The sequence below is a fragment of the Streptomyces sp. NPDC020780 genome (assembly GCF_044334475.1).
In the GTDB taxonomy this organism is placed as follows: domain Bacteria; phylum Actinomycetota; class Actinomycetes; order Streptomycetales; family Streptomycetaceae; genus Streptomyces.
The window spans coordinates 247,249-269,243 of the sequence record NZ_JBIRTB010000011.1 but is presented as its reverse complement, the minus strand read 5'-3'; the positions used below and the strand labels follow the sequence as shown (position 1 = coordinate 269,243).

The window sequence follows — 21,995 nt, the reverse complement described above, 5'->3', positions numbered from 1 at the left end:
GGGGCCCCGCCGGTGCGGTGGCCCCCGGGCGTGGCCACCTCCGGCCTCGACCACCCCACCTTGAACACACGTTCGATTGCCGCGTTAGGCTTGACCCATGTCCATGCACCTCCAGGGCTCCCTCTTCGACCAGGACGACGGCCCGCACCTCTCACCGCTCGTAGGCGTGCGGAGAACCGTGCTCGGCGACGGCGCCTGGATCGACCTGCTGCCGGGATGGCTCAGCGGGGGTGACGGGCTGATGGCCGACCTGGCCGCCGGGGTCCCCTGGCGGGCCGAGCGCCGGCAGATGTACGACCGGACGGTGGACGTGCCCCGACTCCTTGCCTTCTACCGCGACGGCGACACGCTGCCGGCTCCCGTCCTGACGGAGGCCCGCGACGCCCTGTCGTCGCACTACGCCGGCGAGCTGGGCGAGCCCTTCAGCACCGCGGGCCTCTGCTACTACCGGGACGGACGTGACAGCGTCGCCTGGCACGGCGACCTCGTGGGACGCGGGGCCCACGAGGACACGATGGTCGCCATCCTGTCCGTGGGAGCGCCGCGCGACCTCCTCCTGCGCCCGCTGCACGGCAGGGGGGACACGGTACGGCGGCCCCTGGGGCACGGGGACCTCATCGTCATGGGCGGTTCCTGCCAGCGCACCTGGCAACACGCCGTCCCCAAGACGGCGAGTGCGCGAGGGCCCCGGATCAGCATCCAGTACCGTCCCCGCGGGGTGCGGTGACGCGCTCCCCTGCCGTGGGCTCGTCGTCACCGGCGCGCCGCGCAGCGTCAGGCCCCGCGCATGGTCACGTCCGGTAGCACACATAGGTCCGCAGCGCGGGCCACGTCTCGCTGCCGACGATGCCGTCGGTGGCGAGCGAGTAGCCGTACGCGTTGTTCATCATGGTCTGGAACTTCTTGGCGGCGGCCTTGGCCCCGAAGACACCGTCGATCGTGCCGGGGTCGAATCCGGCCCACGTGAGCAGACACTGGGCCTCGACACCTGCGGACGTCACCACGGTGGAGCTGGGAACGACCGTCGTGCCCCCGTAGTGGCCGGCATACGCGTAGGGCTCCGAGGCCGAGAACCTGCAGGTGTAGGCCTGTGCGGTAGCGGTGCCGGCGAAGGCTGCCGGTGCGGTGAGGGTGCCGGTGATCAGTACGGCGGCCGTCAAGGCCGTCGCGATGTTTCTGCGCATCTCGTCCCGTCTCTCCGATGAGGTGCTTCACGACGCTGTCCGGTCGTCGTCGTGGGGGTGTCCCGCGTTGCCCGGTGGACGGACGGTGGCGCCGGCTCGCCGCGTTGTCGGGACGTCCACCACCTCCCGCGGGTGGACGTCCCTCCCCCCGTGCGACGCACCGCGTCCATGCCGCCCTGATCCCCCGGGCAACGCGGGACACCCCCTTTCGGCCGCCGGAACGCGGCATCACCGGCGCTCCGGCCGGCGCCATGGGCGGCCGCCAGGCCCGGCGCCGAGGGCGGCGGGACCGACCGCTCGAGATCGGTCCTCGACCGCGAACGGTGACGGCTGCTCAGGCGTTCTACACGGCGTACCACCGCAGCGCTGGCCATGTGTCGCTGCCGACGATCCCGTCGATCGCGATGTTGTAGCCGTACGCGTTGTTCATCATGGTCTGGAACTTCTTGGCGGCGGCCTTGGAGTTGGTCCCGAAGACACCGTCGATCGTGCCGGGGTCGAATCCGGCCCTCTTGAGCAGGCACTGAGCCTCGATGCCCGCACTGGACACCCCTGTGGAGCTGGGAATCACCGTGTTGCCGCTGTAGTAGCCGGCGTATGCCTTGCCTGCCGAGACCGAGTAGTGGCAGGTGTACGCCTGGGCGGTGGTGGTGCCGGCGAAGGCCGCGGGGGCGGCGACGGTCCCGACGATCAGCGTCGCGGCCGTCAGAGCCATGGCGATGTTTCTGCGCAAGGTCGTCTCACTCTTCTCTCGTGTCGTGGTCCGGTGGTCACCGCTGACGGGCGAAGCCACCGGTGGCGCCGTCGCACGCGTGGGCGCGACGCCGATTCCCGGGTGAACGCGTGGGTCGTTCCGAGCGGTGGTACGGGAAGCGGACGGGCCGGGCCTACCAGTGGGCGCCTACGTAGTACCGCAGCTCGGGCCATGTGTCGCTGCCGACGATCCCGTCGACGTCGAGTACGTGGTAGCCGGACCTGTCGTTCACGTGGGACTGGAATGCCTTGGCCGCGGCCTTGGAGTCGGCCCCGAACACTCCGTCGATCGTGCCGGGGTCGAAACCCGCCGCCCTGAGCAGGCACTGAGCCTCGATGCCCGCACTGGACACCCCTGTGGAGCTGGGAATCACCGTATTGCCGCCGTAGTAACCGGCATACGTGTACACCCCCTGCTCCGAGTAGTGACAGGTGTACGCCTGGGCGGTGGTGGTGCCGGCGAAGGCCGCAGGGGCGAAGACGGTCCCGGCCATCAGCGTCGCGGCCGTCAGGGCGACGGCGATTCCTTTCCGCACGATCCCTCTCGTTTCTCTCGTGCCGTGGTCCGCTGGTGATCACCGCGGACCGACTGCAAGGGCGGCCCCTCGCACCGCAACTCCCCCGCAGCGTCGGGGCCACCGCGCTGCGGGCCACCAGACTGCGGTGATCAGTCCTTCCACCGCGACCGTTTGTGCCAAGATTCGATGAGGTTCGAAGGGACGGCTGCCGGAGCAGCATGACCGGGCAGCGGGGGGTGGAAGGGGCATGATCGAGCTCACCGTGGACGTCGCCGGGCTCGCCCGGTCCCGCTTCGCCGTCTCGCCGCTCCACGAGGTCGTCGCGACGCTGCTGCCTTGGGGGGCCGAACCGGATCCTGACGCCGATCCCTGGGTCGCCCGCACCCGGCAGGTACTGCGGCGGGCACGACTGCCCCTGCTGTCGGAGCTGACGCGGGACGAGGGCGGATACGTGCCCGACTTCCTCAGCCCGCATCCCGCAGGACCCTCGCCCACGGTGGAGGAGCAACTGGAGCAGGTCCGGTGCACGCCGCCCCGACGCGTCCTGGGCGAGTTGGAGGCCCTGCGCGAAGGTCGACCGCCGAACGGCCTCGCCGGCTGCGAGCTGCCGGCAGGTGTGCGGCGTGCCATGGGGCGGGGCGGTGCACATGTGGCCCGGCAGGCGGCGGACGAGATGCGGCGGTACTGGGATCTGGCCTTCGCCCCGCACTGGCATGCCGCCAGGACCACCCTGGACGCGGAGGTCGACCGATGCGCCGGGGTACTCGCCCGGCACGGAGCTGCCAGGCTCTTCAACTCGCTGGACACCGGCGTCTGCTGGGCCGATGGCACCCTGCGGGTCGAGAGCCGGTTCCGGATCGCCCTGCCCGTGCCGTTGGTGATCGTCATGCCGTCACTCGTCGCACGGGGAACGGCCGTTGCCGTGGATCCGACGCGCGACGGGGGACGGCCCCCGATACTCATCTATCCCGTGCGCAACGAGGTCACGGCCGGCGCGATCGGCTCGGCGACAGCCACGGCCGAGATGGCCCGGCTGCTCGGCCCCACCCGTGCCGGGCTGCTGGCCGCTCTGGCGCAGCCGGCCTCCACCACCGAGCTGGCGTCACGTCACTTCCTGAACGAGTCCACGGTCTCCTACCACCTCGGCATACTGCACCGGGCCGGTCTCGTCACCCGCGCCCGGTCCGGCCGGTCGGTGCTCTACCGCCGCACGCCCGAGGGGTCTCGGCTGGCAGGGCGCCGGTAGTGGGGCGGCGGACCTGGTTCCGCCGCCCCACGGGCGAGGCGGGGGGAGGACGAAGAGCTCGTCAGTCCAGCCACTTCTTCCAGGTGTCCGGGTGTTCCTCGATCCAGCGTCCGGCAGCCTCGTCGGGGCTGAGCCGGTCGGAGGCGATCAGTTCCGAGACCTCGTTCTGGTCCTTCTCCGACCACCGGAACTTCTTCAGGAAGGCCGCCGCCTCGCTGCCGCGCTTCGCGAAGTCGGCGTTGAGGTACTTCTGGAGCGGGGTCTTCGGGTAGGCGCAGTCGATCTCCTCGGGGGCCTTGGCCGCACACGCGTCGGAGTACTCCGGGAGCTTCACCTCGACCATGGGCACCTCGTTGAACAGCCACTGCGGCTGGTACCAGTAGCTGAGGAAGGGCTTCTTCTCCTTGGCGAACTGCTGCATCTGCGTGATCTGCGCGGCCTCGGAGCCGGCGAAGACGACCTTGTAGTCCAGGCCGAGGTTCTTGACCAGCGCCTTGTCGTTGGTGACGTAGGACGGCGAACCGTCCATCAGCTGGCCCTTGTCGCCGCTCTCCGCGGTGCGCAGTTGGCCGGCGTACTTGTTCAGGTTCTTCCAGTCCGTGACGTCGGGGTGCTCGTCCGCCCAGTAGGCGGGGACGTACCAGCCGATGTGGCCGGTGACGCCGAGGTCACCGCCCGGGACGATGGTCCTCTTGTCGTGGACGTACAGCTTCTCCTGGTCGGGGTGGCCCCAGTCCTCCAGGATGGCGTCCACCCGGCCCTGGCTGAGGGCGTCCCAGGCGGGGACCTCGTCGGTCTGGACGAGGTCGACGCGGTAGCCGAGTTCGTCCTCGAGAATCTTCCGGGCGACGGCGACGTTGGCCTGGGCGCCGACCCAGGACTGCACGGAGAGCGTGACGGTCCTGATACCGGCGGGGGCCGCGAACGGGGATGCCTGTTCGGTCATGTCCGCGGCGCCGCAGCCGGTGACGGTGAGCAGGGCGGCGGCCGAGGCCACGATCGCGGACGTGCGCAGACGGGCGCGCGTACGGGTACGAGCCATGTCAGCTCTCCTTCGGCGTACGGCGGGCGGTGGGCTGGGTGACCCGGTCCAGCATCAGGCCGAGGCAGACGATGGCGGCTCCCGCGACGAGGCCGGTGGCGAGGTCGCCCTGGGCGAGGCCGAACACGACGTCGTAGCCCAGCGCCCCGGAGCCGACGAGGCCGCCGATGATGACGACCGCGAGGACCAGGACGACGCCCTGATTGACGGCGAGGAGCAGCGCGGGCCTGGCCAGCGGGAGTTGCACCTGGCGCAACTGCTGGGCGCCGGTGGCGCCCAGCGAGCGGGCGCACTCCATCGCGGCGGGGTCCACGCCCCGCAGCCCCTGGGTGGTGATGCGGACGACGGCGGGCAGCGCGTAGACGACCGCCGCGGCGGCGGCGGGGGCGCGGCCGACACCGAAGAGGGCGACGACGGGGATGAGGTAGACGAACTGCGGCAGGGTCTGGAAGACGTCCAGGACAGGGCGCAGCAACCGTTCGAGGCGGGTGCTGCGGGCGGCGCCGATCGCGAGGGCGAAGCCGAGGACCAGGGTGACGGCCACGGCGGCGATGACCTGGCTCAGCGTGTCCATCGAGCGGTCCCAGACGCCGAGGACCCCGATGGCGGCCATGGCCAGTACGGCGGTGAGCGCGGTGCGCCAGGTGCCGATGGGCCAGGCGAGGGCGGCCACGACGAGGAGGACGGACCACCAGGGCAGTCCTTGCAGTCCGCTGCGCAGCGGATTGAGGATCCAGTCGGTGAAGTGTGCTGCCCAGTCGGCGGTTCCGCCGATGACGGGGACACCGGTGTAGAGGTGGTCGACCATCCAGTCCTTGGCGGTGTTGACCGGGCCCGCGATGGCCACGATCCCGTCCTCCGGCCAGACGCGGCCGCCGGCGAACCGTCCGACGACGGCGACGGCCGCGGCGATCAGCGCGGCGACTCCCCAGCCGCGTACGCCGCGCAGGGCCGCGGGCCCGGTCGGTTCCGTGCCGATCGTCCGGCCCGCCGCCTCGGTCGTACGGTCCAGGACGACGGCCAGCAGCACGATCGGGATGCCCGCCGCGAGGGCGGCGCCGACGTCGACCGAGGACAGCGCCTGGTAGACGCGGTCACCGAGACCTCCGGCCCCGATGACGGAGGCGATGACGGCCATGGACAGCGCCATCATGATGGTCTGGTTGAGGCCGAGGAGCAGTTCCTTGCGGGCCAGCGGGAGCCGGGCGGTCAGCAGGCGCTGCCTGCCGGTCGCGCCGAGGGAGGCCACGGCCTCCATGACGCCGGGGTCGGCGCCGCGCAGGCCGAGGGCGGTGAGCCGGGCCATCGGCGGAGCCGCGTAGACGACGGTGGCGAGGACCGCGCCGGGGACGCCGATGCCGAAGACGAGGACGACGGGCAGCAGGTAGGCGAAGGCGGGCAGCACCTGCATGGTGTCGAGTACGGGCCGCAACAGGCGGAACGTACGGTCCGAGAGCCCGGCCGCGAGCCCGAGGAGCATGCCGAGGACCACGGAGGCGAGGACGGCCACGGTCATCAGGGCGAGGGTCTGCATGGTCGGCACCCACATGCCGAGCAGCCCGCACACGAGGAAGGAGGCGCCGGCCGTCAGGGCCAGGCGAACTCCGGCCGTCCGCCAGGCGACGAGCGCGGCGACGGCGGTGACCCCGGCCCAGCCGAGGGCCAGCAGCGCCAGGTAGACGCCGCGTACCGACAGGACGACGGCGTTGCTGATGTGGCCGAAGAAGTACAGGAAGAGGGGGTGGCTGTCGCGGTTGGCGATGATCCAGTCGTTGACCTCGCCGAGGGGTCCGGTGAGGTCGACGGTCAGCGCGCCGGGCCATGTGCCGCCGCCCCAGCGGGCCTGGACGAGGGGCACGGCCACGGCGGCGGTCACCAGCAGCAGAAGCACCTTGCCGAGGGCGGGCCGGCCGCGCAGCGCGGCGAGCGGCCCGCGGCTCGGGGGTCCGGCGGCGGTCCGGGCGGGGGCATGAGCGGCGGTCATCCGGCGGTCACCTCACGGGGGCCCGTGCCGGCGACCACGTCGAGCAGGCACGCGTGGTCGACGATCCCGACCAGCCTCCCGTCCTCCGTCACGCGGGCGGCGGGTTCGCCGGACCGGGCAAGGGCCTCGATGGCCTCGGAGACGGTGGCCCCGGGGCGCAGCGCGGGGCCCTGTCCGCTCTCCCCCGCGGCCGGGGGGCGCATGGCGGTGGCGACGCTGAGGACCTGTTCGCGGGGGACGTCCCGGACGAACTCGCGTACGTAGTCGTCGGCGGGCGAGCCGACGATCTCCTCGGGCGTGCCGAGTTGGACGATCCCACCGTCGCGCATGAGGGCGATGCGGGTGCCCAGGCGCAGTGCCTCGCTCAGGTCGTGGGTGATGAAGACCATGGTCCGGCCTTCCTCACGGTGCAGCCGGACGACCTCGTCCTGCATCTCACGGCGGATCAGCGGGTCGAGCGCGCTGAACGGCTCGTCGAAGAGGAGGACGGACGGGTCGACGGCGAGCGCCCGGGCCAGGCCGACGCGCTGCTGCTGGCCGCCGGACAGCTGGGAGGGGCGGCGGCCCTCCAGCCCCGACAGGCCGACCTTGCCGACCAGTTCGGCCGCCCTGGCGCGCCGTTCGGTCCTGCCGAGGCCCTGGATCTCCAGGCCGTAGGCGACGTTGTCCAGGACGGTGCGGTGCGGCAGCAGCCCGAAGTGCTGGAAGACCATCGCGGCCCGGTGGCGGCGCAGTTCGCGCAGCCGGGTGCGGTCCATGGCCAGGACGTCCTCGCCGTCGATGGCGAGCGTGCCGCTGGTGGGTTCGACGAGCCGGGTGAGACAGCGTACGAGGGTGGACTTGCCGGAGCCGGAGAGCCCCATGACGACGAAGACCTCGCCCTTGTGGACGTCGAAGGAGACGTCGCGTACGGCGGCGGTGCAGCCGGTGCGCTGGCGCAGTTCGGCCGGGGGCAGGTCCGCGTGTTCACCACCGGGGATGCGGGCGGCCTTGGGGCCGAAGACCTTCCAGAGGTTGCGTACGGAGAAGACGGGGGCGGTGGTGTCGCTCATCGGACGTCGCCTTCCGGGGTGGGGGCGGCCGCGAGCGGCACGTCGCCGGTGGTGGCCGGGGTGGTCCCGAGCGGCACGTCGCCCCCGGTGGCCGGGGTGGTGCGGAGCAGTTCGGCGCACTTCTCGCCGACCGTCAGGACGGTGATCATGGGGTTCACCGCGGGCATGGTCGGGAAGACGGAGGCGTCGGCGATCCGCAGCCCTTCCAGGCCCTGGACGCGCAGCTGCGGGTCGACGACGGCTTCCGGGTCCCCGGGGGCGCCGATCCGGCAGGTGCCGGCCGGGTGGTAGACGGTGTGCGCGACCTTGCGGGCGTACTCGCTGATGTCCTCGTCCGAGGTGACTTCGGGTCCGGGGCACACCTCGCGGCGCAGCCAGTGGGCCAGCGGCTCGGTCCTCGCTATCTCGCGGGCCAGCTTGATGCCGTCGACCAGGGTACGGCCGTCGTAGTCGTCCTCGTCCGTGAAGTAGCGGAAGTCCAGGGCGGGTTTGGCCTCGGGGTCGGCGCTGGTGAGGTAGAGCCGGCCGCGGCTGCGCGGCTTGGGGATGTTCGGGGTCATCGACACCCCGTGCTCGGGCTTCTCGTAGCCGAGGCGCTCGGGGTTGTCGGTGAAGGGGATCTGGTAGAAGTGGAACATCAGGTCGGGGCCCCGGGATGCGGGGTCGCGACGTACGAACAGGCCCGCGTCGGAGTCCATCGCCGAGTTCTCCGGGATGGGCCCGTCGGTCTCCCAGACGATGACCGACTCGGGGTGGTCGAGGAGGTTCTCGCCGACGCCGGGCAGGTCGTGGACGACGGGGATGCCGAGTGCCGTGAGGTCCCCGGCCGGTCCGACCCCGGAGTGCAGCAGCAGCCGCGGGGTGTCCACGGCGCCGGCGCAGACGATGACCTCACGGGCGGCGCGCAGCAGCACTTCCTCGCCGTCCCCGGTCCGCACGTGGACGCCGGTGGCCCGGTTGCCCTCGAACTCCAGCCTGTACGCCCATGTCTCCAGCAGGATCGACAGGTTGGGGCGGTCCCCGGCCTCAATGTGCGGGTGGAGGTAGGCGACGGACGCGGAGGAGCGCTTGTTGTTCTCGGGGTGGTAGGCCAGGTCGAAGAAGCCGGCGCCCTCGTGGAAGGGCTTCCTGTTGAAGCTTTCCACGCGGGGTACCCCGGCGGCCGTCTGCGCGGCGTCGACGAAGTCGCGTGCGATGGCGTTCCGGTCCTTCTCGTCGACCGGCACGATGTGGTTGCGGAGCCGGGCGAAGTACGGGTCCATCGCGGCCGCGTCCCAGCCCTCGGCGCCCGCCTCGGCCCATTCGTCCCAGTCGCCGGGCAGCGGCTTGAAGCTGATCAGCGTGTTGTGCGAGGAGCAGCCGCCCAGGACCCGGGCGCGGCTGTGCCGGATGTGGGAGTTGCCGCGCGGCTGTTCGGTGGTCGGGTAGTCGTAGTCCAGGTCGCCGCCGAGGAGCCCGAGCCAGCGGCGCAGGGTGAGCACGTCGTCGCGGTCGATGTCGGTGGGACCGCCCTCGACGAGGGTGACGGTGACGTCGGGGTCCTCGGTGAGGCGGGAGGCGATGACCGAGCCGGCGGTGCCGCCGCCCACGATCACGTAGTCGGCGGGCGCGGTGCGTGCGGCGGGTCCGGGGCGTGCGGTGCTGGGGGGCGGGGGCATCGGTCACTGCTCCTTCTGCAAGGTGCTTGCGCGTGCGTGGCGCTGCGAACAGGTGGGGCGGGGCGCGGCCGCTTCCGTCAGCCGGCGAACCAGCGCTGGGGGCGCGGGTTGAGGTTCTGGTAGATGTGTTTGGCCTCGCGGTACTCGGCGAGCCCGGTGGGGCCGAGCTCGCGTCCGGTCCCGGACTTGCCGAAGCCGCCCCACTCCGCCTGCGGGAGGTAGGGGTGGTAGTCGTTGATCCAGACGGTGCCGTGCCGCAGCCGTCCCGCGACGCGCCGGGCGCGGCCCGCGTCAGCGGTCCACACGGCGCCCGCGAGACCGTAGTCGGTGTCGTTGGCGAGTGTGACGGCCTCTTCCTCGGTACGGAAGGTCTCGACGGTGAGGATCGGGCCGAAGGTCTCCTCGCGGACCACCCTCATCTCCCGGTGGCATCCGTCCAGGACGGTGGGCCGGTAGAAGTAGCCGCTCGCGGGGCGGATGTCCGAGGGCTCGGGGCGGGCTCCGCCCGAGCGGACGACCGCGCCCTCCTCGCGGGCGGAGGCGACGTAGGCCTCGACCTTGGCGAGCTGCTGGGCGGAGACCAACGGGCCGCATTCGACTCCGTCGACGGTGCCGCGGCCGAGCCGGACGGCATCGGCGCGGCGGGCCAGTTCGGTGACGAAGCGTTCGCTGACGGACTCCTCGATGATGAGCCTGGACCCGGCGGAGCACACCTGGCCACTGTGGAAGAACGCGGCGTTGAGCGCCTGGTCGACCGCGGTGTCGAAGCCCTCCTCGGTGGCGCACGCGTCGGCGAAGACGACGTTGGGGTTCTTCCCTCCGAGCTCGAGGGCGACCTTCTTGACGGTGGGGGCGGCGGCCCTGGCCACCTTCGTGCCGCTGGCGAGGCCGCCCGTGAAGGAGACCAGGTCGACGTCGGGGTGTTCGGAGAGCCGGGCGCCGACGGGTTCCCCAGCGCCGGTGACGAGGTTGGCGGCGCCGTCGGGCAGGCCCGCCTCGGCGAGCAGCCGGACCAGGTGCACGGTGGAGAGCGGGGTGACCTCGCTGGGCTTGAGCACGAAGGTGTTGCCCGCGGCGAGCGCCGGGGCTATCTTCCAGCTCGCCTGGAGCAGCGGGTAGTTCCACGGGGCGATGAGGGCGCAGACGCCCACCGGCTCGTGGACGACGATGCTGTGCACGTCGGGGTCGCCGGCGTCGACGACCCGGCCGCCGCTCTCGTTCATCACGAGGTCGGCGAAGTAGCGGAAGGCGCTGGTCACGTCGTCGACGTCGACGCGGCCCTCCTCCAGGGTCTTGCCGGTGTCGCGGCTCTCGGTGATCGCGATCTCCTCGCGGTCCCGCTGGAGCAGGTCCGCGACCCTGCGCAGGAGGCCTGCGCGCTCGGCGACGGACCGGTGCGGCCAGGGGCCGTCGTCGAAGGCGCGGCGGGCGGCTGCCACGGCCGCGTCGGTGTCCTCGACGCCGCCTTCGGAGACGAGGGCGAGGACGGTGGCGTCCGCGGGGTCGAGGATCTCGCGGGTCGCGCCTGTTGCGGCGGCCCGCCATGTGCCGTCGATGTGGAGGGTCTCCAGGGCGGCCGTGGGACGGTCCGACGAGGGGGGAGCCGACATGGGGTGAGCTGCCTTCCGTGCCTGTTTGCTCCGCACCGGTCCTGCCGAGCACCTGGTGCCGGTGGCCCGGGATGCGGCACCAGCGGTCTTGGTGCCTTTCCGTTCCGGCCGGAAGTATGCCGAGGAATTCACTCTGGGTGACGTGACTCACGTGGGAGGCAAGGTCGCCGGGGGGGCGCAACGTCACGGAGAGTTGCCGTATCGGTCGGTTTGTGACCTGCGGGAACACCCGCACGCTGCGTGTGGCCAGGGCCGGTCCGGGGCGGACACGGCTACGCGGACGGCACGGCGGGCTCGGGCCGGGCGATCGGCGACGGCGGAGGGAACACGGGTACGACGGGGTCCGGGGCCCCTCCTGTCCGTGGCTGCCCTTGGCCGGGCGGCAGCCGTCACGGCGGGCACCGTGCGAAGCCGGCCTCGCACGAACGGCGAGGTCCCGCCCCCGGTGCACCCCGGCGGCGGGACGTCCTCCCGTACGCGCCGCAGGCACCGTGCCAGCTCCCGTACGCAGCCGGGCGGCCCGGCGCCCCGTCCTGCGGGACCACGCCGCTCCCCCCGCCGTCGAGGGGAGCGGGACGACCACCCACCCGGGGACGGGCGGCGGAGCGCTCGGCGCTGGCAGGGCGCACGGACCAGGGGCGGGCCGACAAGGCTATCCGGCTGCGCGTCACCCGTTCACCCCGCCGGCACGGCTACGCCGGGTCCGGCCGCTCCCCCGTCCCGTGCGGGGCCGCGGCCGCCCCGGTCAGGTCCGCGGTGGCCGGGGTCAGCAGGCGGGCGAGGAAGGACCGGGTGCGGGCGTGGCGGGGAGCGCCGATCACCCGCTCCGGGGTCCCCTCCTCCACGATGACCCCGCCGTCCATGAAGACGACGCGGTCCGCGACCTCCTTGGCGAAGCTCATCTCATGGGTGACGACGAGCATCGTCATCCCCTCGTCCGCCAGTGAGCGCATCACGGCCAGGACGTCCCCCACCAGTTCCGGGTCGAGCGCGGAGGTGGGCTCGTCGAAGAGCATCAGTTCCGGGTCCATGGCCAGAGCCCGCGCGATGGCCACCCGCTGCTGCTGGCCGCCGGACAACTGCGCCGGGTAGGCGGACTCCTTGTCGGTCAGGCCCACCCGGGCCAGCCGTTCGCGAGCGACCCGCGCCGCCTCCGCCTTGTCGCGCCCGAGCACGCGCCGCTGGGGGAGCGTCAGGTTCTCCAGCACCGTGAGGTGCGGGAACAGGTTGAACGACTGGAAGACCATGCCGATGCGCCGGCGTATCCGGTCGATGTCCACCTCCGGGTCGGTCACTTCGGTTCCGGCCACCGTGACCGTCCCCGACGTGGGCTCCTCCAGCAGGTTCACGCACCGCAGCAGCGTGGACTTGCCCGAACCGGACGGGCCGATGACACACACCACCTCGCCGCGGTCGACCGAGAAGTCGATGCCCGCCAGCACCTCCAGGGCTCCGAACGACTTGCGCAGCCCCCGCACGTCGATCGCAGGCCCGCCCTCCCCCGCCGAGCCGTCTCCCACCGAAACCGACTTCACCGCGGTCACCTCGCCTTCGCCGTTCGCGCTTCGAGCCGCCGGACCAGGTGACCGAGCGGCAGAGTGATGATCAGGTAGCACAGGCCGGCGATGAGGATCGGTGTCAGGCTGCGATTCTGGTTCAGGGCGTCCCGGCCGAACTTGGCCAACTCGTACTGGGAAAGCGACAGGCCCAGCAGGTACACCAGGGACGAGTCCTTGGTCAGCAGGATCAGTTCGTTGGTGAGCGGCGGCAGGACGATACGCAGAGCCTGCGGGACGATGATGGACACCATGGCCCGGGCCTGCGACATCCCCAGCGAACGCGCCGCCTCCATCTGCCCCTTCGGGACCGCCTGGATCCCCGCCCGTATCGTCTCCGCCATATAGGCCGCACCGACGAGGCCGAGTGCCAGCATCACGGTCACGTACTGGTTGAGCGCCACCTGGAAGGCGAGCGGTACGCCGAAGCCGAGGGCGATGAACACCAGCAGGGCGGGAACGCCGCGGAAGAACTCGATGTAGGCGATGGCCAGCCAGCGGTACGGCAGGACGCGCGACAGCCTCATCAGTGCGAGCAGAAGCCCCGCGGCCAGCCCGAACCCGAAGCCGAGCAGGGTGTAGACGACGGTGTTGAGCAGGGCGGTGGTGATGATGTCGGGGAACTGCGCCCTGGCGACATCGGCGTCGAAGAACGCCCGCCGGATCTCGCCCCAGTCGGCGGCCAGGGCGAGTACGAGCAGTACGGCGGCGAGGACGGCGTACTGGACGCCCCGGACGGCACGGGTCCGCTGCCTGCGGGATAGGGACATCGGTAGCGGTTTCCTCACTTCTCGGGAGCGGCGGGGAACCACTTCTTGTAGATCCGGTCATAACTGCCGTCGGATTTCGCGCCGGTGATCACCGCGTCGATCTCCTTGCGCAGGGCGTCGTTACCGGTACGCACCCCGATCCCGTACTCCTCCCCCGTGTCGAACTCGGCGGTGACCTGGGTGTCCGGGTTCTTCCGCACGTATTCGAAGAGCACGCCGTTGTCGTTCACCGCGGCGTCCACCTGTCCGGTCTTCACGGCTGTGAGCAGCAGAGCCAGGTCCTCGAACTGCACGGTCGTCACGCCCTGGGCGTTCTTCTGCGCGTACGTCTCTCCGGTGGTGCCCTGCTGGACCCCGAGCTTCTTCCCCTTGAGGCTCGCCAGCGAGGTGAAGGAGGAACCCTTCTTGGCGATCAGGGCCTGGGTGGCGTCGAAGTAGCCGACGGAGAAGTCCAGGTTCTTCGCGCGCACCGGGGTGATCGTCATGCCCGCTGCGGCCAGATCGCACTTGCGGGCGTTGAGGTCCTCGCCGCTCTGGATGCCCTCGAAGGGCGTGTCCACGATCTCCTGGGTGACCTCGAGCTTCTTGGCGACCAGATCCACCAGGTCCACGTCGAAGCCGACGACGGCGTCGCCCTTGCGGACCTGGAAGGGTTCGTACGGCAGGTGGGTGCAGGTGGTGAGCTTGCCGGACTTCACCAGCTCCAGTCCCGTTCCGTCCGACGCGGAGGGCTTGGTGCTGGTACAGCCCGTGAGCACGGCGACGGCGGTGAGGGTGGCCGTGGCTATCACAGGCAGGGTGGAACGAGCGGACACGACGTCTCCAGAGTTCGGCCGGTCAACGACCCCACTTCGGCAGTGAGTTGGATTGATCTTGCCATCGGATGGGCCGGATGTCGCCTGTCGGTCCGGTTCCGTGCCGCTCGGGAGGCTCGGACGCGGGAACGCGCCGGACGCGCGTGAGCGCGGCGAGGATCTCGAGTTCCGGGGCCGGACAGCACGTGGCCGGCCACCCGCGGGGTCATTCCGGACGGCCGGGGCCGTCCCGGTGTGCCGGAGGGCGCGTTCCGACAGGAGCGTCGTCCGCCCGCGGGGCAGGCCCGCCGACGTCCGGTGCGTGCGCTCACGCGGCGGAGGGCCGCCCCGATACTGCACATACCAGGGCGACCCGGCGACACGGCGCGTGTGCGTGCCGTGTCGCCGCCGGGCGGACGGGACTCACGCACCATGCCCCGCCGCGTCCGAGCACGCCGGCCGAGCGCCCGGCCGCGTCCGGGCACGAGGCCCGGGGCACTCCGCGGGTGCGCACCGGCCCTCTGCGGCATCTTTCCCGCCGCGCTCGGACGGGCGGTCAGCCGAGGGAGACCACCCCGGTCCCCTCCCCCGCGGCCCCGGACTCCTCCAGCGTCACGCGGTACGGGCGGTCCGCCCCCCGGGCCGTGACGTGCGTGCCCTCACCGTCCCGTACGACGTGGAAGGAGGCGGCCGGGCCGCCGGTCAGGTCCGGCACGGTGACCGTGCGCTCGTCGGGCCCCGAGCCGAAGATCCGCAGGGTGAGGCCGTCGAGCCAGTCGCCGTCGGGGCGCTGGTCGTCGGCGCCCCACGGGAGTACGGCGCCGTCCCTGGCGAGCAGGGGCAGGCTGTCGAAACCGTGGGTCTCGTGCCGCCACGCGGGACCGGTGATCCGCTCACCGGTGAGCAGCGAGGTCCAGGTGCCCTCGGGAACGTAGTACTCGACCTGGCCGTCCTCCGTGAAGACCGGGGCGACCAGCAGGTCCGGGCCGAGCATGTACTGCCGGTCCAGGGTCCGGGTGGCCGGGTCGCCCGGGAACTCCATCAGCATGGGGCGCATCATCGGGATGCCCGTGCGGTGTGCCTCGGCCGCCACCCCGTAGAGGTAGGGCATGAGCCGGTGCTTGAGCAGGGTGAACTTCCGTGCCACGTCGACGGCTTCCTCGCCGAAGGCCCACGGCACCCGGTAGGAGACGTTGCCGTGCAGCCGGCTGTGCGAGGAGAGCAGGCCGAAGGCGAGCCAGCGCTTGAAGACGGCCGGGTCGGGGGTGCCCTCGAAGCCGCCGATGTCGTGGCTCCAGAACCCGAACCCGGACAGCGAGAGCGAGAGGCCGCCGCGCAGCGACTCGGCCATCGCCGTGAAGGAGGCGAAGCAGTCGCCGCCCCAGTGCACGGGGAACTGCTGCCCGCCCACCGTGGCAGACCGGGCGAAAAGCACCGCCTCGCCCGCCCCGCGCTCCTTCTCCAGGAGTTCGAAGACGGTGCGGTTGTAGATCTGGGCGTAGTAGTTGTGCATCCGCTCGGGGTCGGAGCCGTCGTGCCAGACCACATCGGTCGGGACGCGCTCGCCGAAGTCGGTCTTGAAGCAGTCGACCCCCTGGTCGAGCAGCGCGCGCAGTTTGCTGTCGTACCACGCGCGGGCTGCGGGATTCGTGAAGTCGACCAGGGCCATACCCGGCTGCCAGAGGTCCCACTGCCAGATGTCTCCGTTCGCCCGCCGTACCAGATAGCCGTGTTCGGCCCCCTCGGCGAACAGTGCGGACTTCTGCGCGATGTACGGGTTGATCCACATGCTGATGCGCAAGCCGCGCGCCTTGAGCCGGGCCAGCATGCCCTCCGGGTCGGGGAAGACCTCGGGATCCCAGAGGAAGTCCGACCACTGGTACTCGCGCATCCAGAAGCAGTCGAAGTGGAAGACGCTGAGCGGGATGTCGCGCTCGGCCACGCCGTCGACGAAGGAGGTGACCGTCTCCTCGTCGTACGAGGTGCAGAAGGAGGTGGTGAGCCAGAGGCCGAACGACCAGGCGGGCGGCAGCGCCGGCCGGCCCGTCAGGGCGGTGTAGCGCGCCAGGACGTCCTTGGGGGTGGGCCCGGCGACGATGTAGTACTCCAGCGACTGGTCCTCGACGCTGAACTGCACCTGCCCGACGGACTCCGAGCCGATCTCGAAGGAGACCTTGCCGGGGTGGTTGACGAAGACGCCGTAACCACGTGAGGACAGGTAGAACGGGATGTTCTTGTAGGCCTGGTCGCTGCTCGTGCCGCCGTCCGCCTGCCAGATGTCGACGGTCTGGCCGTTCTTCACGTACGGGGTGAAGCGCTCGCCGAGTCCGTAGACGTTCTCGCCGACGTCCAGGCGGAGCTGGGCGATCATGTGGTGGACGCCGTCCGGGGTGGTGGCGAAGGCGGTGCCCTTGGGGTCGACGCCGGTCAGCCGTCGTCCCTCGCCGTCGAGGAAGGCCATGCCCCAGGGCCCGTCGCCGTCCATGCGCAGGGTCAGCGGCCCGCTGGTGAGCTCCGTGACCGACCCGTCCGTGCGGGTGCGGGCGTGCGGCGTGTCGCCGTCGCCCGGAAGGAGGGTGAAGTCGGGCCCGTGGTGCGCCTTTCCGGCGTGATGGGTGGTGCGTACGCCGATGACGCCCTCGGCGGGGGAGAAGCATTCCACCGTGATCAGCGGGGTGTTGAGCGTGTCACCGCGTCGGGCGACCCGCTTGACGGCGGCGTAGGCGGTGAACCGGTCGTCCTCCACCCGCAGGTCACGGATCTCGGTGGCGTAGGAGGCGCTCACGCCCTCGCGCATGAGCCAGAAGCCGTCGGTGAACTTCATGAGGACTCCTTGAAGTCGATGCGGGCGAGGCGTACGGAGCCCTGGATCCTGACGCGCACCTCGTGCACGCCGCTGATGTCGAGTGCGGCCTCGAAGGTGTGGTAGTCGTACGGGCCGCCGGCCGCGGGGAACACGACCTCCCTCACCTGTCCGGCCACGCGTACCCCGATGGAACCCTCACCGGCCGCCAGCAGGACCAGCCCCGCCGTGCCGTCACCGAAGTCGCAGTCCCGGTAGACGAGGTGCCCCGGTCCGTCGCCCTCGGGTGCGACGGTGTCCCCGTCCGTCTTCGTGCGGTCGAGGATCCGCGTGCTCTGCTGCTCGTCGTAGTCGGCGGCCTCCAGGCCGTGTACGAGGACGGGGCGCGGGCCGGACGCCTCGCCGTCGAGGACGGTCGTGGTGGTGAGCCGGATGTCGGCGCTGGAGGCACCTGCCAACAGCTCGTACCTCCCCGGCTCCACGGTCCAGCGGCCGTGTACCACGCTCCAGTGCCCCAGCTCCTCGACGGGTACGAGGAATGCGACGCTCTCGGCCGCTCCGGGCGCCAGGTGGATCCGGCGGTGGCCGACCAGCTTGCGCAGCGGCAGATCGGCCGGCGGGGCTTCCTCTCCCGGGGCGCCCGCCGTCCGGACGTAGAGCTGGGCCACCTCGTCCGAGGCCACGGTGCCCTCGTTGGTGACGGTGAGCGACACCCGCAGCCGGTCACCCTCCCGCTCGGCCCGCAGGGCGGAGTACCCGAAGGCGGCGTACCCGAGGCCGTGCCCGAACGGGTAGAGGGGGGTGCCGTCGAAGTACAGGTAGGTCTGCCGGGAGCCGATGATGTCGTAGTCGAGCAGGCCGGGCAGGTCGGCGTCGGCGGCGTACCAGGTCTGCGGCAGGCGCCCGGCCGGGGAGACGTCACCGGCGAGGACCCGGGCGAGCGCGGTGCCGGCCGCCTGGCCGCCGTGGGCGGTCCAGAGCAGCGCGGGGAGCTCGGCCGCGGCATCGGTCACCGCGTACGGGTAGGCGGAGGTCAGGGCCAGGACCGTGCGCGGGTTGGCGGTGTGGGCCGCGCGCCACAGCCGGTCCTGCTGGGCCGGGAGGGCGAGGGTGGTGCGGTCCTGCGTCTCGCGGCCGTTGATGTGCGGGTCGTTCCCGGCGACCACGACGACGGTGTCGGCCGCGGCGGCGACGCGGGCCACGGCGTCCTCGCCGCGTTCGACGGTCACCGTCTCGAAGACCGTGGCGTCGGCGGCCGAGATCTTCTGCCCGTCCACGGCAACCTTCACGCCGTCGGCGGCGACTGTGGCGTACCCACCGGTCCCGATGTGCAGAAGGCGGTGCCCGCCGTCGTGTCCCTCCACCGCTTCCCGGCGGAACGTCTCCTGGACGATCCAGCCGCCGGGCTCCTCCGCGGACGCGCGCACGTACCCGTCCTCGGCGACGGAGAGGTACAGCCCCTCGTCGGTGCGCAGGGTGAGGACTCCGTCGCCCCAGTCGACGAGGGCCAGTTCGGTGGCCTCCTCGCCGCAGGTCAGCGGGGGCAGGTCGGTACGGCCGGCGAGGAGCGCGGGGTCGAGGGCGCCTTCGGCGCCTCGCGCCTCCCCGTCCCGGGGGCCGTCGGCCTCGGGCACCCGGAGCCAGCCGCCGGCACACTTCAGGCGGATCCGGTCGGCGCCTTCGGCGAAGAGCACGTTCTCCGCTCCGTACCGCTCGCGCAGCCCGTCCAGGGGCGTCGAGCGGTGCATGAGCGTGCCGCTGTACCAGTCGAGTTTGCAGGCGTCGGCGAGCAGCCCGACCACGGCGACGGTGCAGCCCTCGCGGGGCTCCAGCGGCAGCAGTCCGTCGTTCTTGAGCAGGACGACCGCCTGCTCCGCCGCTTCGAGGGCGAGCGCCCGGTGCTCCTCGGTGTCCAGCTCGTCCACCTGGGCGTACGGGTCGAGTTCGGGGTCGAACTCCCCGAGCGCGAAGCGCATGGTGAGCAGCCGGCGGACCGCCGTGTCGATGTCGCTCTCGTCGATGAGCCCCTGGGCCAGTGCGTCGCGGATGCGTCCGGTCATGACCGTGGAGTCCGTGCCGTGGTCGGTGAAGCTGTCGACGCCTGCCTTGAGGGAAGCGGCCGTGGCTTCCTCGTGGGTGTCGTAGTAGTGCTCGGAGTCGACCAGGTTGGACGGTGCCCCGGCGTCCGAGCAGACCACGAGGGGCTGGTCGGTCCACTGCCTCAACTGCTGCCCGAGGAGCGGGGAGACGTGGTTGGGGCGGCCGTTGACCAGGTTGTAGGCGGGCATGACGCCGGCCACCGCTCCGGCGCGCACCGCGTCGCGGAAGGCCCGCAGGTCGTACTCGTGCAGGACGCGCGGGCGCACCGAGGAGGACGCGGTGTCGCGGTCGGTCTCGTTGTTGTGCGCGAGCCAGTGCTTGAGCACGGGTGCGGTGCGCCAGTAGTGCGGGTCGTCCCCGCGCAGGCCCCGGGTGTAGGCGACGGCGATGGCGGAGGTCAGGGCGGGGTCCTCGGAGTACCCCTCCTCGCCGCGGCCCCACAGCGGGTGGCGCAGCAGGTTCACCGTCGGGGCCCAGACGTTGAGGCCGACCCGGTCGTCCTGCGCCCGCTTGGCGCGCACCTCGTCGCCGACGGCCTCGCCGACCCTGCGGACCAGGTCGTCGTTCCAGGTGGCGCCGAGACCGACGGCCTGCGGGAAGACGGTGGCCGGCCCCATCCAGGCGACGCCGTGCAGGGCCTCCTGTCCGGTGCGGAAGGCCCCGAGCCCCAGCCGCTCCACCGGAGGTGCGAACTGGTGCAGCATCGCGATCCGCTCCTCGAGCGTGAGCCGCCCGAGCAGATCGTCGGCGCGCCGGTCGAAGGGCAGCTGCGGGTCGCGGAAGGGAAGCGGATGGTCCGTCACGTGCGGGTCCCCTTGGAGAGGTGGGAGGTTTCCGGGCTGGGTGCTTCTTGAAGACCTCGCACACGGAGGGAAGATCTTTCGAAGCGCTTCGATGCTCTGCGTCTCGCACCCCGCTGTCAAGGGCTTCCCTCCCTCATGCGTGCGCAGGGGGTGCATCAGGCCCGGGAAACGGTTCGGAAACAGGTCGGAGGAATCTCGAAACCAACTCTTGTGCGTCCGGGACCCTTCACTTAATCTCGCTGCAACATCGAAGCGCTTCGACAGCGGAAGCCGCTTCATCTCGGCCGGTCGTTCTCAGCCGGCCCGGACGGTAACGCCCCACCTCAGACACAGGAGCCGAACGGCGGTCGCTCGCCGCATGTCGTCCTGGTGTGCCTCGAAGGGTTGACGCAATGACGCCGAATTCCTCCTCCGCCGCCCCGAGCCGGAGAAGCTTCCTCGCCTCCGGCGCGTTCGCCGCCGTGGCCGTGGCCGGCGGAGCCCCGCTGCTCGCCGCGTGCGGCGGCAGCGGTTCCGGTTCAGCGGGTAAGGAGGGTACGACGACGGGCAAGGCACTCAAGAAGGTCCTGCCGAGCTACGTGCCCTCGAATCTGGTCCAGCCCGACGTGCCGGGCGTCAACGGCTCGAGCCCCGGGTTCACCAAGCTGCCCGACCCGCTGGTCGCCTCGGTGAAGTCGGCTCCGGGCAAGGGGTCCTCGTTCCGGGTCATGACCCCGCTGTGGGGCACCGTCCCGAAGAAGGACAATCCCTACTACACGGCCGTGAACAAGGCAGTCGGCGCGAAGCTCAGCTTCGACCCGCAGGACGGCAACACCTACCAGGACAAGATCGGCGCCGTTCTGGCCGGCTCCGACCTCCCGGACGTCATGACCATCCCCGGCTGGAACATGCAGGGGCAGATCCGCAACGCGATCACGGCCAGGTTCGCCGACCTGGGGCCCTACCTCGCGGGTGACGCGGTCAAGAAGTACCCCAACCTGGCCAACATCCCGACCGGCGCCTGGCAGTACTCCGTCTTCGGCGGCAAGCTGCGCGGGCTGCCCATGCCCAACCCGGTCATCGGCAACGCCTTCTTCTACCGCAAGGACCTGATCGGCTCGGGCGCCCTGCCCGCGAGCGCCGAGGACCTGCTCGCCTTCGGCAAGGAGTACACCGCCCCCAAGAGCAAGGTGTGGGCCTTCGACGACCTGTGGACCTGCATCCAGAAGGTGTTCGGCCTGCTGCCCGACGCCCCGCACTACTGGAAGCTGGAGGGCGGCAAGCTCGTCCACAAGATCGAGACCCAGGAGTACCGCGAGGCCCTGGCCTTCGCCCGCAAGCTGCACGAGGGCGGGTACATCCACCCGGACGCCGAGGCCAACAAGGACGCCGACTCCAAGATCCGCTTCACCAGCGGCCACGTCCTCATGTACAACGACGGCACCGGCGGCTGGAAGGGCATGGTCACCGAGCAGGCCGTCGCCAACCCGAAGTTCGACATGCAGGCGCTGGACTTCTTCGCCGCGGACGGCGGCAAGCCGGTCCTGTGGCAGGACGACCCCGCGGGGATCTTCACCTTCATCAACAAGAACCTGCCCAAGGAGAAGATCGAGGAGTTCCTCGGGATCGCCGACTTCGCCGCGGCCCCGTACGGCACCGAGGAGTTCATGCTGACGAACTACGGCGTCCAGGGCGCCCACTACAAGGTCGAGGGCGGGGTGCCGACCTTCACCCCGAAGGGCATCGAGGAGGCGCAGCCCGCCACGCTCCTCTACATCGCCTCCCCGCCGCACACCATCGCCTTCCCCGACGAGCCGCAGCTGGTGAAGGACTACGCCGGCTGGATGGCCCGCCAGGCCCCGCACGTCAGGAAGCCGCTGTTCTTCGGCATGCAGGTCGTGGAGCCCCAGCGGTACGCCTCCCTGTACACGCCGTTCGACGACCTGCAGAAGGACATCCGCCGCGGCCGCAAGAAGGTCAGCGACGTCGACGCCGCCGTGACGACGTGGAAGAACAGCGGCGGCGACCAGCTCCGCGACTGGTACCAGGAGCTCCTCGACAAGAACGGCTCCGGCGTCTGACGCGTACGGCCACCCAGGACACACGTACGACACAGGCCGCCGGGCGCGAGGAGCCCGGCGGC

Annotated in this window: 16 protein-coding genes; 3 read left to right on the top strand and 13 right to left on the bottom strand. The window is 71.4% G+C overall.

From position 1 onward, the window contains the following. The first annotated feature begins 97 nt into the window (after window positions 1-97). A complete protein-coding gene (locus tag ACH4VO_RS22925) occupies window positions 98-727 on the top strand; it encodes an alpha-ketoglutarate-dependent dioxygenase AlkB (protein WP_360995232.1) in 630 nt (209 codons plus the stop codon). Between the two features lie 64 nt (window positions 728-791). On the opposite strand, the gene ACH4VO_RS22920 is transcribed toward ACH4VO_RS22925, so the two are convergent. From ACH4VO_RS22920 to ACH4VO_RS22910, 3 genes are all read right to left on the bottom strand, one after another. Then, the gene (locus ACH4VO_RS22920; protein WP_360995235.1) at window positions 792-1,184 is read right to left on the bottom strand and encodes a peptidoglycan-binding domain-containing protein; all 393 of its coding nucleotides are present in this window, start codon (window positions 1,182-1,184) and stop codon (window positions 792-794) included. A 343-nt stretch (window positions 1,185-1,527) separates the two neighbouring features. Continuing rightward, window positions 1,528-1,917 carry a peptidoglycan-binding domain-containing protein gene (locus ACH4VO_RS22915; protein ID WP_360995239.1) on the bottom strand — a complete coding sequence of 130 codons (390 nt, stop codon included), beginning with the start codon at window positions 1,915-1,917 and terminating at the stop codon, window positions 1,528-1,530. A gap of 154 nt (window positions 1,918-2,071) precedes the next feature. Further along, window positions 2,072-2,473 (bottom strand): peptidoglycan-binding domain-containing protein, encoded by a 402-nt coding sequence (locus ACH4VO_RS22910; protein ID WP_360995242.1) that lies wholly within the window; start codon window positions 2,471-2,473, stop codon window positions 2,072-2,074. A gap of 229 nt (window positions 2,474-2,702) precedes the next feature. Between ACH4VO_RS22910 and ACH4VO_RS22905 the strand changes: the two genes are divergently transcribed. Next, window positions 2,703-3,701: a winged helix-turn-helix domain-containing protein gene (locus ACH4VO_RS22905; protein WP_360995245.1), complete on the top strand. Its 999-nt coding sequence runs from the start codon at window positions 2,703-2,705 to the stop codon at window positions 3,699-3,701. 61 nt (window positions 3,702-3,762) lie between these two features. Here the strand turns inward: ACH4VO_RS22905 and ACH4VO_RS22900 are convergent, their stop codons facing one another. The 10 genes from ACH4VO_RS22900 to ACH4VO_RS22855 form a co-directional block, all read right to left on the bottom strand. Continuing rightward, the gene (locus tag ACH4VO_RS22900; protein ID WP_360995248.1) at window positions 3,763-4,743 is read right to left on the bottom strand and encodes an ABC transporter substrate-binding protein; all 981 of its coding nucleotides are present in this window, start codon (window positions 4,741-4,743) and stop codon (window positions 3,763-3,765) included. A 1-nt stretch (window position 4,744) separates the two neighbouring features. After that, window positions 4,745-6,727, bottom strand: coding sequence for an ABC transporter permease subunit (locus ACH4VO_RS22895; protein ID WP_360995251.1), 1,983 nt, complete (start codon window positions 6,725-6,727; stop codon window positions 4,745-4,747). Then, on the bottom strand, window positions 6,724-7,779 hold the full coding sequence (locus ACH4VO_RS22890; protein ID WP_360995254.1) for a glycine betaine/L-proline ABC transporter ATP-binding protein: 1,056 nt from the start codon (window positions 7,777-7,779) through the stop codon (window positions 6,724-6,726). The genes ACH4VO_RS22895 and ACH4VO_RS22890 overlap by 4 nt, the downstream gene beginning before the upstream one ends. After that, the gene (locus tag ACH4VO_RS22885; RefSeq protein ID WP_360995257.1) at window positions 7,776-9,437 is read right to left on the bottom strand and encodes a GMC oxidoreductase; all 1,662 of its coding nucleotides are present in this window, start codon (window positions 9,435-9,437) and stop codon (window positions 7,776-7,778) included. The genes ACH4VO_RS22890 and ACH4VO_RS22885 overlap by 4 nt, the downstream gene beginning before the upstream one ends. Before the next feature lie 77 nt (window positions 9,438-9,514). Continuing rightward, window positions 9,515-11,047 carry an aldehyde dehydrogenase family protein gene (locus ACH4VO_RS22880; RefSeq protein WP_360995260.1) on the bottom strand — a complete coding sequence of 511 codons (1,533 nt, stop codon included), beginning with the start codon at window positions 11,045-11,047 and terminating at the stop codon, window positions 9,515-9,517. 692 nt (window positions 11,048-11,739) lie between these two features. Beyond that, window positions 11,740-12,582: an amino acid ABC transporter ATP-binding protein gene (locus ACH4VO_RS22875; protein ID WP_360995263.1), complete on the bottom strand. Its 843-nt coding sequence runs from the start codon at window positions 12,580-12,582 to the stop codon at window positions 11,740-11,742. Window positions 12,583-12,587: 5 nt separating this feature from the next. Continuing rightward, complete coding sequence (locus ACH4VO_RS22870) at window positions 12,588-13,373, bottom strand: amino acid ABC transporter permease (protein WP_360995266.1); 786 nt, start codon at window positions 13,371-13,373, stop codon at window positions 12,588-12,590. Window positions 13,374-13,387: 14 nt separating this feature from the next. Beyond that, a complete protein-coding gene (locus tag ACH4VO_RS22865) occupies window positions 13,388-14,188 on the bottom strand; it encodes an ABC transporter substrate-binding protein (RefSeq protein ID WP_360995269.1) in 801 nt (266 codons plus the stop codon). Between the two features lie 535 nt (window positions 14,189-14,723). Further along, on the bottom strand, window positions 14,724-16,991 hold the full coding sequence (gene yicI / locus ACH4VO_RS22860; RefSeq protein ID WP_360995272.1) for an alpha-xylosidase: 2,268 nt from the start codon (window positions 16,989-16,991) through the stop codon (window positions 14,724-14,726). After that, window positions 16,988-19,873, bottom strand: a complete 2,886-nt coding sequence (locus ACH4VO_RS22855; RefSeq protein ID WP_360995276.1) for a glycoside hydrolase family 3 C-terminal domain-containing protein — start codon at window positions 19,871-19,873, stop codon at window positions 16,988-16,990. Before ACH4VO_RS22855 ends, yicI begins: the two co-directional genes overlap by 4 nt. A gap of 392 nt (window positions 19,874-20,265) precedes the next feature. On the opposite strand from ACH4VO_RS22855, the gene ACH4VO_RS22850 reads away from it, so the two are divergent. Further along, window positions 20,266-21,933 carry an extracellular solute-binding protein gene (locus ACH4VO_RS22850; RefSeq protein WP_360995279.1) on the top strand — a complete coding sequence of 556 codons (1,668 nt, stop codon included), beginning with the start codon at window positions 20,266-20,268 and terminating at the stop codon, window positions 21,931-21,933. Window positions 21,934-21,995: the final 62 nt, after the last annotated feature.

What these genes read in the sequence shown, in the direction of transcription:
- ACH4VO_RS22850 (WP_360995279.1), top strand. Translation starts at nt 20,266, where the DNA reads ATGACGCCGAATTCCTCCTCCGCCGCCCCGAGCCGGAGAAGCTTCCTC.
- ACH4VO_RS22925 (WP_360995232.1), top strand. Translation starts at nt 98, where the DNA reads ATGTCCATGCACCTCCAGGGCTCCCTCTTCGACCAGGACGACGGCCCG.
- ACH4VO_RS22900 (WP_360995248.1), bottom strand. Translation starts at nt 4,743, where the DNA reads ATGGCTCGTACCCGTACGCGCGCCCGTCTGCGCACGTCCGCGATCGTG.
- ACH4VO_RS22880 (WP_360995260.1), bottom strand. Translation starts at nt 11,047, where the DNA reads ATGTCGGCTCCCCCCTCGTCGGACCGTCCCACGGCCGCCCTGGAGACC.
- ACH4VO_RS22885 (WP_360995257.1), bottom strand. Translation starts at nt 9,437, where the DNA reads ATGCCCCCGCCCCCCAGCACCGCACGCCCCGGACCCGCCGCACGCACC.
- yicI (WP_360995272.1), bottom strand. Translation starts at nt 16,991, where the DNA reads ATGAAGTTCACCGACGGCTTCTGGCTCATGCGCGAGGGCGTGAGCGCC.
- ACH4VO_RS22905 (WP_360995245.1), top strand. Translation starts at nt 2,703, where the DNA reads ATGATCGAGCTCACCGTGGACGTCGCCGGGCTCGCCCGGTCCCGCTTC.
- ACH4VO_RS22870 (WP_360995266.1), bottom strand. Translation starts at nt 13,373, where the DNA reads ATGTCCCTATCCCGCAGGCAGCGGACCCGTGCCGTCCGGGGCGTCCAG.
- ACH4VO_RS22890 (WP_360995254.1), bottom strand. Translation starts at nt 7,779, where the DNA reads ATGAGCGACACCACCGCCCCCGTCTTCTCCGTACGCAACCTCTGGAAG.
- ACH4VO_RS22895 (WP_360995251.1), bottom strand. Translation starts at nt 6,727, where the DNA reads ATGACCGCCGCTCATGCCCCCGCCCGGACCGCCGCCGGACCCCCGAGC.
- ACH4VO_RS22920 (WP_360995235.1), bottom strand. Translation starts at nt 1,184, where the DNA reads ATGCGCAGAAACATCGCGACGGCCTTGACGGCCGCCGTACTGATCACC.